A 12,540-nucleotide genomic window follows, 5' to 3' on the forward strand; every position below is an offset into this window, starting at 1 on the left:
ACGTTATGTTATCTGCTTATCGTGAGGATCATTTTTTTCTTAGCTGCGCACTGCCTATTCTAGGTATATTGGCAATTATTTACGGATTGTTATGGGTATTGGCCGTTCCTATTAATGCAGTAGTCTTAGCTATTGTACTAATGGTGGTATTTTGTCTGATCAAAATTCCTGTTGCAGTTTCATTACTTTCTGCTGCTTTGCTTGGTGGCCTCCATGCAAGAATGGCATTTCCTGATATCTTACAGGTATTAAATGACAATCTACTCAGTGGCGCACAGGTAGGTATGACCTATATCATGGTCGGAGCGTTTGCAGTTGCGCTTGCGAGAAGTGGTATTCTCGATTGGGTCGCGCAGAAAATGGCCAGTAGCTTAAATCGTGATGGGGTTAATGTACGTAAACAAGTTAAATGGATGCTGTTTAGTTTATTTATTGTTGCCTCATTGCTCTCGCAAAACCTAATTCCAGTACATATTGCCTTTATTCCAGTACTTATTCCACCGTTGCTTGGGCTGATGAATCGTTTGAAAATTGATCGCCGTGCTGTTGCCTGTATTCTTGCATGTGGAATTAGTGCTTCTTATCTTTTACTACCGTTTGGTTTTGGTGCTATTTATCTGAATGAGATTTTGCTAGAAAATTTTAATAGTGTTGGCGCAGCGTCAGGATATGCTGCTACTGCAAGTATGGCTCCTAAAGCGATGTTTTTTCCAGTGATGGGAATTCTTGCTGGAATGCTATTTGCAGTCTTGATTACTTATCGTAAACCACGTGATTATACGCAGCCAGAAAAACTAGATACGTATGTAGCACCTGTTCAAGAAAAAATCGAGATTGGTTTGCAGCCATTACTATTTACCGCATTAGCGGTTGTGGTGGTGTTATTGTTCCAAATTTATTTTGATTCACTATTTATTGGGGCAATGATTGGGTTTATGATTCTTGGTTTTTCTGGCATTTATCGCTGGCAGGCTCAAGATGATGTTTTTACTCAAGGTGTGCGTTTAATGGCTGAAATCGCCGTGATTATTACTATTGCTTCTAGTTTTGGCGCGCTATTAACGGCCACTGGCGACATAGATCCGCTAGTACAATCGGCTACCCAGTTTTTTGGTGATAATAAACTCTTTGGTGCGGCAGTAATGTTAATCGTCGGTTTATTTATTACCATTGGTTTTGGCGACTCGTTTGCTTCTGTACCAATCTTAGCACCAATTTATATTCCGTTAGCCTTTGCCCTTGGTTTTTCACCGTTGGCGGCGCTAGCGATGCTTGGCGCTTCTGCTGCATTAGGCGACGCTGGTTCTCCAGCTTCTACTCTTACACTTGGCGCCACCGCTGGTCTAAATGCCGATGGACAGCATGATCATATAAAAGACAGTGTGATTCCAACTTTTTTCCATGCCAATATTGGTATGTTGCTCTTTACTTGGGTAGCGGTAGTTTGGTTATTGGGTTAATTTAAAGACTAAGACGCTAGATTTTAATATCATTCATTTTAAACAAGGACGTTTACTATGCAAATAACATCAACTGCCAAAGCTCTTGCTTTAAGTGCCTTATTTCTAAGCCTAACCGCTTGCGTTATCGTTTCACCGCCAACTAATGAAGACACTTTGACAGATACCGATCTTATTCGAGCTGCTGAGCAAAAAGAATCAGCGCCAACCGAAGGCGCACAGCAGTGGGTCATCGGCTATCATCACGGCATTGCAGTAGTTAAGTCATTCCAGTGCTCAGACCTCTGTCCGCAGAATACTTTGCGCGTGATTTATTATGACGTACCCACCGATGCCACTTGTGAGAGTATCGGCGGCGTGACCAAATCAATATTAGTGCCAATCGCTATTACTGTAATGCCAAAAGACTATTGTTTCCCAGCCGTCATCGCCGACTATTGGGAAAGTTACCCCTGAATTAAATGAGCAACGTTTTTAAGTCGGATTATATAAGCTGACTTGAAGAAGCACGCGAAATAGGATTGATAGTGAAATAAGTCAGAATCTTATCGTTAAAAATAAAACCGCCTACAATTTAAACTGTGAGCGGTTTTTTTATGTTAGTCACCAAACAAAGCAGGCTACTTGCTAGTTACTAGCACTGCTACGGCAAACTTTGTATTAGACATTTTGTTACAAATCAAAGCGATAGGGCTGCTAAGATAAACATATGAGCATTAATTATTATGAAATCTTGAACTATATAAGAACGAAAATACAAAAAGTAAAATAAACAGAAATATTCTATCGAATCTTGTAATACACAAGATATTTTTAAATCAAGTCTTTCTAGGTTTAGGAATAATTATTATGATAAAGATAAATATGTATGTGATATTTTGGATTGCCCTGTCGTTTTTTACCTTCCTTATTGCTATGAGTAATATAAAAGGTCGTAAGTTAATCCGTGATAATGGCGCTATGCCAAAAGCACTCAGTAGCGATAGGCTCGATATTGAGTCTAGTTTTTATAGAACGGATGCAACGTGGCACGATATTATATTTTTTCACGCGTCTGCATCAGGTGTGGCTATCGTACTATTGGTTTTGATTATCAAAGGCGAGGCGTTGTTCCCTGGAACGGTTGTCTTCTTTGGCGCGCTGTCTTCCATCGCCATATTCACCATTAGCATAGTGCTTCTGTTATTAGCATTTTATTTCTATACCATCTCGATTTTGAAACTTGGCAATACGTTAGCCAGCATGCAGATCAATGGTAAAGATATTAAAACCATGTATGCGATTATGGCTGTCTTTGGCTATTTTTTGATATTTGCATTACTGGCGTTGATACTGGTCTAGTATTAGAAATAAAACCTAGCTGTCGAGAACGTTCCATACAGTCAATAAAAACCGCGCACCATCTAAACTGTGAGCGGTTTTTTTATCTTATTCATTTCACTTAAAGCCAAGATGCTAGCTATCCAAAATATAGCGAAATACACATGTTATTCGTCTCAGAGCTGATACTAATTGCCATGCTAAAGATAATAATTCTAAAGTATTTAGTTGTACTCATTTACTCAACCACTAACCAAACATACCCATCAGTAGCAAAACCCTGCAAAATCAGTCTTGAACTGCGTTATCAACTTCTTTATCTTTGATAGCTTATATAGGTAGTCCATACCTAATGACCTAATGTCTAACACTGACTGATAAAACTCTCATGACTCAATCAAAGAAAGCTTTTTATTATCGACCTAAGACCAATCAACATAACAGTCCAACCGTGCGTTGGATGTTTTTGATATTTGGCTGGCTGTTTTTCGCCTTGGGTATCATTGGCATATTGTTACCTGTCATGCCGACCGCACCTTTTATATTACTAGCGGCAGGTTGTTGGGCGCGTAGCTCACGACGCTTTCACTTTTGGCTGATTAATCATAAATATTTTGGTAAATATGTCCGTGACTGGGAAGATCGTCATGCTGTACCCTTATATGGTAAGTGGTTAGCAACCATAATGATGGCAATATCGACAACGATGTTATTTTTTAGCATTCCTGCCGATATGATGTGGGTGGCATGGTCGGTAGCCTTGGTATGTAGTGGGGTAGCGATATATTTGTTCCGCTTGCCAAATGCCTAAAATTATTGCAATTAGGGCGAAAAACAGCCCATATCTAGCTTCAGTTACACGAAATCTGAGATAAGGCTTGCGATAATGAGATGTTGCCCTTATAATACCTCCAAGCTTAAGAGCAGTTCTGCACCAAATCATTACCTCGTAGTATTAGTTATAATCCTTCGTTTTAATATTTATCGTTCAGTAGCTATTTGCAAGCGTTACCGGTCACTAGGCCATTAATAAATTAAAAAGTAGGATTATCGATATGTCAGATACTCAAAAAGGTACAGTTAAGTGGTTCAACGAAGCTAAAGGCTTTGGTTTTATCGCTCCAGAAACTGGCGCAGACGTTTTTGCTCATTACAGCGAAATCACTGGTTCAGGCTTCAAAACTTTAGCTGAAGGCCAAGAAGTTGAGTTCACTGTAACTCAAGGTCAAAAAGGTCCACAAGCTCATAACATCGTTGCTATCTAATTTGTCTTTATAGACAATTAGAGCAAGATGAATAAAAAACGAACCTTCGGGTTCGTTTTTTTTCGTCTGTAATTTAATATAAATATCCTAATATTAAAAACTTGATGTTAAAAACTTGATGTTAAAAACTTGATGTTAAAAACTTGAGCTTTAAGATAAATAGTTATTAAATCAAACTATAAACAAAAAAATGCCTACGTACTATTATTATAGTCGTAGGCATTTTTGGTTTTAGATGAAGTAGAGGGTGTTAAGTCATTTGGCCTCTTAAATAAAGCTAATGCCGATATTAATCAATCCACCACCAACGATTAACCAAGCAAACATAATCGCACCTAATATCAGTGGTTTGACTCCAGCTTGTTTGATGGCGCTGAGATGGGTGGTTAAGCCAAGCGCAAACATCGCCATGGTTAACAAGACATCGTCGAACATTATCATACTACGCTCAAAGCTCTCAGATATATTTAGCCAAGTATGCAACAAGACGATTAGGATAAAAATAAAGGCGAACCATGGCACTTTAACTTCTTTGATACGGCTCATAAATGAAGCGGTTTGACCATTTTCGCTATTGCCTTTAGTTAGTGCAAAAGACAGTACCAATAAGAAAGGGGCGAGCATCATGACACGAATCATTTTGGTGACGACTGCAGTATCGCCAACGTCAGCACTGACGGTATTACCAGCGACCACCACTTGCGCGACTTCATGAATGGTCGAGCCAGTATAGACGCCATAATCTTGCGCGCTTAGCCAAGGCTGTAACCAGCCAAGATGATAGAGAAACGGATAAAGCAGCATAGCGATTGTGCCAAATACCACGACCGTTGCGACTGCGATAGTGACTTTGTGCGCTTCTGCTTTGACGATTGGATCGGCAGCGATGACAGCTGCTGCTCCACAAATACTAGCGCCTGAGCCTATCAATATCGTGGTTTCTCTATCCACTTTTAATAATTTGGTGCCTATCCAATAGGTTAATAAAAAGGTTGATGTGAGCACCAACGCATCGCTCATCACTGCTGGTAGACCGACACTTGATACTTGGGTTAAGGTCAATTTAAAACCATAGAACATAATGGCGAGTCTTAGAATTTGCCCTTTAGCAAAACCGACCCCTTCATTTAAGCGCTCAGCGAAATTGGTATAGACCGTATTGCCAAGTATCATACCGATTAAAATCGCTAGCGTGAGCGATGACAGTCCCACGATGCGCCCGTTTGTCCAAGTGTTCAAACTGCTATTTAACCACAGACAAAATAAGCTGCCAATTAGCACGACGATAAGCCCTGCGAGATGGCGTTTGCGTGGAAAATAGCTATTTACTGACTGCATTAAGGCGTTCATGACGGGCTGTCCTATTGATATGTTTTGGGTAGTACTGCTAATCTTGATAAGATTGGCTACTCTCGTTAATCGCAAATAGCATAAGCTTATGACTAGACATTATAATGCAGCGTTATCTATAATAAAAACAGATTAATAAGATAGAGATTATCGATTTTATAGGTTATTAAATTAATTTCAGTTATTTCTTAAATTGAGAATGAAAAGGTTATTAAAACTACATAAGTAAAAACAGACATAAGGGATAGATGTGCTCATGAAAAAAGCCGTACAGACTATACCGAAGATTACGCTGCGGCAACTGGCCGTATTTGTCAGTATTTATCAAACAGGCAGCACCAGCCGTGCTAGTGAAGTGATGCATTTGTCACAATCAGCGGTCAGTAGTGCGCTGACAGAATTAGAAACAAGGTTGCAGATGCCACTATTTGAGCGGGTCGGGCGCAGGCTTAATCAGCATCCCAATGCCCATCCTATTTATATACAGGCGCAAGCAATCTTAGGTCAAGCATTGACGCTTGAGCATTATCATAAATCGCAAGTAGGTCAGATTCATATCGGTGCGAGTACCACCATTGGCAATTATGTATTGCCGCCGCTGCTTGCCAAGCTATACGAGATATTGCCAGATGCGAATGTCGATATGTATATTGCCAATACCCAAGAAGTGGTCAATGAGGTTGAACAATTAAATATTGATATTGCTCTAGTAGAAGGCATGCCACGGCCGACGGATATGAAAGCGATTGAGCAACGAGCTTGGCGGACAGACACCTTGATGGTATTTGCTAAGCGCGATAGTAAGTGGCTAAAAGAGGTTGCAGCGTATAACGATGCTGATCATTGCTATGAGCTAAGTACTGGGCAACTGGCAAAGTTGCCATTACTAGTACGTGAAGCGGGTTCGGGTACACGGCAGATTATTGATGAGCAATTATTGCAATATTTACCTAATGCAGAAATTATTATGGCGATTCAGCAATCTGAAGCAATTAAGCACATGGTCAGTGCTGATATTGGACTTGGCTGTTTATCGCAGCACGTCATTCATGCCGAGCTAGCCAAAGGACAGCTGGTGCAGGTGAAAGTGGCGGGTATAGATTTGTCACGGACATGGTGGTTAGTCTGGCATAAAGCCCGTCATCAAAGCCCGATTTGGCAGACGTTTATTGATATTATTGAACAGGGTTAAGTTTAAACTTGACAGGCAATCGCCGTTTTAGCTAAAAGTAAAAAAGCGCCGTGTCAATAATGACGCGGCGCTTTTTAGTAGCTGACTATATAAGACAATAATAAGCCTACGGTTATTTTGAGACAGGCTTATCGAGTCTCACCACTAAGCTATCGCAAGGTACATTGGGTAAGATATTATCTGCGGTTGCGCCGCTTAACCAAGCGGCAATACCGTGACGCTCATGACGGCCGATGACCAATAAATCGACGTCATGCTTGTGGCAATAGTTGACGATACCTTCACTGTTTGAGATGGCGGTGGTCACTTCAGAATTAACCACGTTTAATTCATTGCGGTCTAAAAATTGTGCCAGTTTTGCGCGCGCTTCTTGGCAGCGCTCATCATCAATCTCATCATATAAGCTTGAGGCGGGCACTAGCTCATAGCCGAAGCCAACCATGGTATCTTTGACAATATGTAGTACCGATAGTTTAGAGTTAGGACGATTATCGACGATACGTTTGGCCTTTTGGGCGACCACATCGGCATCGGACATTAGGTCTGTAACCAGTAATATATGTTGGTAACTCATGAGCGGCTCCTTGTGACAGATGATTTTAACTATAACACTACTAATGACTACTGTTAAGTGGGCTTTGTGAAATGCGCATTATCTTTATACGTTATTCTTTATTACTAATTATCTTTCTCCATGCACTGTCTTGACTTATCACCGTATTAGCCCCATCTAACTTCGTTAGGCAAATTCTTTTTAGCTTATAAATACACAAAGCGGTAATGAGTTGTTATTGCTCATTATGTCGCTGCTATGCCTTTATAAACGCCATTTAATTTGAAGATTACCGATAATATTTTTATCAAGCCGATATTTTTATAAATATAAATTTCACTATTTTCTATGATTTACCCTGATGTCATCCATTAATGACGATGATATCAAGGTAATCGATAAGGACAACTATGACTGACACGCCATTTACTGCTGATTTAACCCTGCATCCAGCCTTTGAGCTGCTTGAGCACCGCCACATTGATGCATTATCAATGGATGTGTTGATCAGTCAGCATGTAAAAACGGGAGCGATGCACTATCATTTGGCGCATCCCAGTGATGAAAATGCCTTTTTAGTTGGCTTTCGCACCCAACCGATGGATTCAAAGGGCGAGGCGCATATTTTAGAGCACGTCGCTTTATGCGGCTCGAAGAAATTCCCAGTCCGTGATCCGTTCTTTTCAATGATTAAGCGCTCATTAAATACCTTTATGAATGCGATGACGGCGGCTGACTGGACGGCATATCCGTATGCCACGCAAAACAAAAACGATTACTTTAACTTGCTTGCCGTTTATCTTGACGCGTCATTTTTCCCCAATATTCATCCGCTTGATTTTGCCCAAGAAGGTATCCGTGTTGAATTAGACGAAAATGATAAGCCTCAGTTTAAAGGTATCGTTTTTAATGAGATGAAAGGCGCGATGAGTGGCGAGATTGATCAGCTATATCATACGGTTGCCCATCATTTATTCCCAACGACGACCTATCACTATAATTCGGGCGGTGATCCTGCTGATATCCCAGACCTGACTCATAATGAGCTGGTTGAATTTCATCAGAGCCATTATCATCCGTCGAACAGTGTGATTATGAGCTTTGGTAATATTCCAGTCGCTGAGACCCAAGCAAAAATTCATGACGATGCTTTGATTGAGTTTGAAGCCGGTAAAAAACACGTATCGCGTCCAGAGCAGCGTTTGTCTGCGCCGATTAGTGCCACTGATACTTATACCGCTGACGAAGCTGGTCCTGATCAAACGCATCATGTGCTTGCGTGGTTATTACCATCGATTACTGATCCGAAGCAGCGTTTGGCACTGCGTCTATTAGAAGGCGTGTTGATTGAACATGCTGGCTCGCCGTTACGTGCTTATTTGGATAGCCATCCATTAGGTAAAGCGCCAAGCCCACTATTAGGACTCGATGACAGTCATTATGAAATGGTCTTTTATACTGGGCTACGTGGCTCTAACCCTGAACATGCTGAAGCAGTAGAGCAGGGCATTATTGATTTGCTGACCAAGGTCGCAAGCGCGCCAGTCGATGATGAGACCATTGAAACCATCTTGCATCAGATAGAGATTGATCAGCGCCATATCGGCGGCGATAGCATGCCTTATGGTCTGAACTTGATGCTAGAAGGCTTTAGTACCGCGATTCATGATGGCAATCCTATCGATGTCTGGGAAGTTGATGAGCATTTACAATGGCTACGTGAGCAAGTAAAAGATGAGCAGTGGCTACCGAATTTAATTAAAACGCACCTGTTAGATAATCAGCACCGTGTGCGCGTCACGATGACGCCAGATAGCGAAAAAACAGCACGCCTTGCGGCAGCTGAGCAGACGCGCCTTGATACCATTGCGATGGATTTGACCGCTGATGATAAAGATATCTTGAAGAAACAAGCGTTAGATTTGGCAGCGCGCCAAGCAGCGCCTGATGATTTAAGTTTATTGCCAAAAGTTGGTTTAGAAGATGTACCAACCGATATCAGCTTTAAACAAGGGTCGCAGAAGCAAGTACAATTAAGTGGCAAAGAAAGTACGTTATTTGAATATGAAGCAGGTACTAATGGCTTATATTATTATCAAATAATTGTGCCATTAACTGATGAGATTGGTCAAAATGTCAATAACAATAACAATAACAATAACAATAGCAATGATGAGCTGCCCGTTAATGAGGTGATTAATCATCCATTACTGCCTATTTATTTAAGTTTATTGTCAGAGCTAGGTACGGATTCGCTAAGCGCCCATGAAATGCAAGCCAAGCAAGCGGCGCATTCATCTGGTGTGACGGCACGTATCAGCCAACGTACCAATGTCGATGATAGCCAGTCGATTAGTAGCTATTTTGTGGTAGCGACGCGCGCGCTGAATCGTAAGCCTGAAGCGATTGATTTACTGAAAGAAGTGATGGAACACAGTGTATTTACTGAGCATGCACGCATTAAAGAGATCTTGCAGCAGCGTCAAGCAGGCTGGCAATCAAATCTTGCCGGTTCAGGGCATTCATATGCGATGCAAACGGCCAGTCGTGGTATGAGTCGTCAAGCGCAGTTAGAGTATGTGCGTAGCGGTCTACCAGCTTTAAACGCGCTAAAAGACTTCTTGAGCCATGCCAGTAACGACGACGCACAATGGGATAAGCTGGCAACCAGCTTGATGGACTTACATCAGCGTCTCATCAGCTTGCCGAAGCATGCGGTGATTATTTGCGAAGCGGAGCAAACCGAACGCTTAAGCAATTTGATTGTCGAGAGCTGGAAAGACAGCCAAGCGCCGGATATTGCTGAAAAATTGAACCGTTCTGATGCTGGTATTGAAGCAAATATTCCAAGTGAGTTTACGGAATTATCGCTAAATGCTGCATTGAGTGGTGAGAATGATGGCGCTAAACTAGAAGAAGTTGCTGTAGAAGATTTGGCATGGTTGGTTCCGACCAACGTCTATCATAACGCCAGTGCTTATACCGTACCAGCGGCTGACCATCCTGACACGGCAGCCCTCATGGTATTAGCGCCTTACCTGCGTAATGGCTATCTGCATAGCGCCATTCGTGAGCGTGGCGGTGCTTATGGCGGCGGCGCAGGCTACGATGCCAATGCTTGTGCCTTTAAGTTCTTTAGTTACCGCGATCCGCAGTGCGCTGAGACCTTTGCGCACTTCGATGCCAGTATCGAATGGCTATTAAATGAGCCGCAAACGGATGAGCAATTGGAAGAAGCTATCTTGGGTATTATCTCAGGTATGGATAAACCTGGCTCTCCAGCAGGTGAGGCGATAAAAGCATGCTTTGCTGACTTACATCATCGCGGTGTAGATTGGCAGCGTAAAATGCGTGCGGCCATCTTAGCCGTCACGGTTGCTGACTTACAGCGCGTGGCCAAGCAATATCTGCAAGGGCAAAAACATGTACGTGCCGTATTAGCACCTTATGATAAAGAAGCGGTGGTAAAAGAGTTAGGCTTTAACGTTTGTAAAATTAAAAGCTAATTGTTAGATATAGAAGATTCAATTTAAAAAGATACATGGATATACATAAGCCGCTGGTATAAATTTCTCTTGCTTGCGGTGTGCTTTGCACGACAGAGGCTGCGAAAAATTCATCCCAGCAGCGTTGTATCGGTTTTAAAGTGACTCGACTATGTGCAATCGCTGAACTGCTATATAAAAAAACCGCCGCTTCCATTACTTATATTGGAAACGGCGGTTTTTATTTTTACGCTTGTTTAAGCACTGCACCTTTACACAGCTACTTTTTAATTAAGTAATTTGCCACCGCTTTATAAGCTGGAAGCGACGTTGGGTCAATTTTACCATTACTGGCTTCAGGGTATGAGGCAAAACGGACGATGACCATGTCGGCTGCTGGGTCAACATAGACTGTTTGACCGTGGACGCCGCGCGCTGCATAAATGGGAGTAGGGTTATTAAATAGCCACCACATACTTTTGTAGCTGCCATTATTGAGCTGTTTATAACCAGCTTTTGCAAAAGCCCCTTTATCACCGCCAGCCTCGATATGATCTACGACTGACATTGGGAATAAGCGTTCGCCATTGATTTCGCCTTTATTTAACATCAAGCTGCCAATACGTGCCATGTCATGCAAGCCGGCACTAATACCGCCGCCAGCAAAGGGCGTACCTTTAGCGTCGACAGTCATATAGGCACTTTGTTCGGCACCGATTTTTTGCCAAATGCGCTCAGAGAGTAAATCATCGACCGCCTTGCCAGTAGTGCGTGAAATAATCCAGCCTAACGCATCACTATTGATTGTTCGATAGTTAAACTCTACGCCATGTTCGCCTTTCTTCTCAACCGTTTGCAGGTATTCAAAATAGCCATTAGGTCCGCTATAGCCTTTGGGTTTTGGTAACGGGCTTGCCGCTTCTGAATATTTCCAGATATCTGCATCAGGATCCGCATAGTCTTCGCTATAATCGAGCGCCGTGGTCATATCCATCACTTGGCGTACCGTGGCATCGCCAAAGCCACTTTTTGCTAGCTCAGGGATGATAGTAGAGACTAATGCCTTATCATCAAGCTTACCTTCGGTGACGAGGATTTCTGCCAGCAGTCCAGTCATTGATTTGGTCATCGACATCGCGGCGTGATTACCCAGCTCATTAAGACAGCCGTTTTGGCGCTCATAAACCACTTTGCCATGATGCATGATCATAATACCGTCAGTATAATTGGCATCGAGTGACTGACGCCATGTCATTTGGCGTTTGCTATTGGTTGGGGTAAAGGTGATGGCATCGATATTTTTATCTAACTCATAGTTGAGTTTAGAGGGTGCGCCGATACCGCGACTGACTTCAGTGGTCGGCATCAGCTCACGGATATGACAGACCGTCCAGCGCAGTTTAGGAAAACTAAAAAAGTCAGACTGGGGTTGTGATATCAGTTTATCTTTAGGCGGTGGAAAGCCTTGCATCCAGCCAAGGGTTTGCGGGTCTGATTCTTGTGCGGTTAAAGGGGTATTGTCAGCATGACTACTTATACTCGTCAGCCCTAGGGCTAAAGTTAGCGGTAGTAGCGCAAAAGAGTGTTGCAGTGTCAGCATGATATCCTCACAATTCGAATTAAGTGGTTAATTTTAGGCAATAAAAAACCGTTGATGAGATTTGAGCATAATTCTTATCAACGGTTTTTACTACTTGCTTTTGTAAGTCACTCGCTTTAGAAAGCTAGCGCTTAGCACTTAAAATTTAACTCTCAAAACTTAGCCCTTAAAAATTAGCGCTTTAATATTAGGGCGTGTCCCTAATTGGAAAAAGCATATATAGGCGCTAAAATAAGGTCTATATTTTAGCAATCGTTAGGTATTCAGGAAAGATGGCCAGACAAGCATTAACCGATAATCTCTGGGAACAGCTAC

10 protein-coding genes are annotated in these 12,540 nt (G+C 42.2%); 7 read left to right on the plus strand and 3 right to left on the minus strand.

The genetic code is table 11. From position 1 onward, the window contains the following. Positions 1-5: 5 nt before the first annotated feature. The 5 genes from EPB74_RS12020 to EPB74_RS12040 all read left to right on the plus strand — a co-directional run bounded on the left by EPB74_RS12020 (position 6) and on the right by EPB74_RS12040 (position 4,045). On the plus strand, positions 6-1,460 hold the full coding sequence (locus EPB74_RS12020; RefSeq protein WP_274904378.1) for a Na+/H+ antiporter NhaC family protein: 1,455 nt from the start codon (positions 6-8) through the stop codon (positions 1,458-1,460). A gap of 57 nt (positions 1,461-1,517) precedes the next feature. Next, on the plus strand, positions 1,518-1,916 hold the full coding sequence (locus tag EPB74_RS12025; protein WP_274904380.1) for a hypothetical protein: 399 nt from the start codon (positions 1,518-1,520) through the stop codon (positions 1,914-1,916). 393 nt (positions 1,917-2,309) lie between these two features. After that, a complete protein-coding gene (locus EPB74_RS12030) occupies positions 2,310-2,801 on the plus strand; it encodes a hypothetical protein (RefSeq protein ID WP_274904381.1) in 492 nt (163 codons plus the stop codon). Positions 2,802-3,168: 367 nt separating this feature from the next. Beyond that, positions 3,169-3,591, plus strand: a complete 423-nt coding sequence (locus EPB74_RS12035; RefSeq protein WP_274904382.1) for a YbaN family protein — start codon at positions 3,169-3,171, stop codon at positions 3,589-3,591. Positions 3,592-3,835: 244 nt separating this feature from the next. After that, complete coding sequence (locus EPB74_RS12040) at positions 3,836-4,045, plus strand: cold-shock protein (RefSeq protein WP_010201661.1); 210 nt, start codon at positions 3,836-3,838, stop codon at positions 4,043-4,045. A gap of 267 nt (positions 4,046-4,312) precedes the next feature. On the opposite strand, the gene EPB74_RS12045 is transcribed toward EPB74_RS12040, so the two are convergent. Next, positions 4,313-5,395 carry a YeiH family protein gene (locus EPB74_RS12045; RefSeq protein ID WP_274904385.1) on the minus strand — a complete coding sequence of 361 codons (1,083 nt, stop codon included), beginning with the start codon at positions 5,393-5,395 and terminating at the stop codon, positions 4,313-4,315. A gap of 256 nt (positions 5,396-5,651) precedes the next feature. Between EPB74_RS12045 and EPB74_RS12050 the strand changes: the two genes are divergently transcribed. Continuing rightward, complete coding sequence (locus EPB74_RS12050) at positions 5,652-6,587, plus strand: LysR substrate-binding domain-containing protein (RefSeq protein WP_274904386.1); 936 nt, start codon at positions 5,652-5,654, stop codon at positions 6,585-6,587. A gap of 112 nt (positions 6,588-6,699) precedes the next feature. Here the strand turns inward: EPB74_RS12050 and EPB74_RS12055 are convergent, their stop codons facing one another. Further along, entirely contained in the window at positions 6,700-7,161 is a 462-nt protein-coding gene (locus EPB74_RS12055) for a universal stress protein (protein WP_079692627.1), read from the minus strand. A gap of 389 nt (positions 7,162-7,550) precedes the next feature. On the opposite strand from EPB74_RS12055, the gene EPB74_RS12060 reads away from it, so the two are divergent. After that, positions 7,551-10,646, plus strand: a complete 3,096-nt coding sequence (locus tag EPB74_RS12060) for an insulinase family protein (protein ID WP_274904388.1) — start codon at positions 7,551-7,553, stop codon at positions 10,644-10,646. A 259-nt stretch (positions 10,647-10,905) separates the two neighbouring features. Here the strand turns inward: EPB74_RS12060 and EPB74_RS12065 are convergent, their stop codons facing one another. Beyond that, on the minus strand, positions 10,906-12,225 hold the full coding sequence (locus tag EPB74_RS12065; protein WP_274904389.1) for a serine hydrolase domain-containing protein: 1,320 nt from the start codon (positions 12,223-12,225) through the stop codon (positions 10,906-10,908). Positions 12,226-12,540: the final 315 nt, after the last annotated feature.

The organism is Psychrobacter sp. DAB_AL62B (assembly GCF_028895345.1).
Lineage (GTDB): Bacteria > Pseudomonadota > Gammaproteobacteria > Pseudomonadales > Moraxellaceae > Psychrobacter.

Bases quoted from the DNA above. Each gene is read 5' to 3' on its own strand.
- EPB74_RS12020 (WP_274904378.1), top strand. From the start codon at position 6: ATGTTATCTGCTTATCGTGAGGATCATTTTTTTCTTAGCTGCGCACTG.
- EPB74_RS12025 (WP_274904380.1), top strand. From the start codon at position 1,518: ATGCAAATAACATCAACTGCCAAAGCTCTTGCTTTAAGTGCCTTATTT.
- EPB74_RS12030 (WP_274904381.1), top strand. From the start codon at position 2,310: ATGATAAAGATAAATATGTATGTGATATTTTGGATTGCCCTGTCGTTT.
- EPB74_RS12035 (WP_274904382.1), top strand. From the start codon at position 3,169: ATGACTCAATCAAAGAAAGCTTTTTATTATCGACCTAAGACCAATCAA.
- EPB74_RS12040 (WP_010201661.1), top strand. From the start codon at position 3,836: ATGTCAGATACTCAAAAAGGTACAGTTAAGTGGTTCAACGAAGCTAAA.
- EPB74_RS12045 (WP_274904385.1), bottom strand. From the start codon at position 5,395: ATGAACGCCTTAATGCAGTCAGTAAATAGCTATTTTCCACGCAAACGC.
- EPB74_RS12050 (WP_274904386.1), top strand. From the start codon at position 5,652: ATGAAAAAAGCCGTACAGACTATACCGAAGATTACGCTGCGGCAACTG.
- EPB74_RS12055 (WP_079692627.1), bottom strand. From the start codon at position 7,161: ATGAGTTACCAACATATATTACTGGTTACAGACCTAATGTCCGATGCC.
- EPB74_RS12060 (WP_274904388.1), top strand. From the start codon at position 7,551: ATGACTGACACGCCATTTACTGCTGATTTAACCCTGCATCCAGCCTTT.
- EPB74_RS12065 (WP_274904389.1), bottom strand. From the start codon at position 12,225: ATGCTGACACTGCAACACTCTTTTGCGCTACTACCGCTAACTTTAGCC.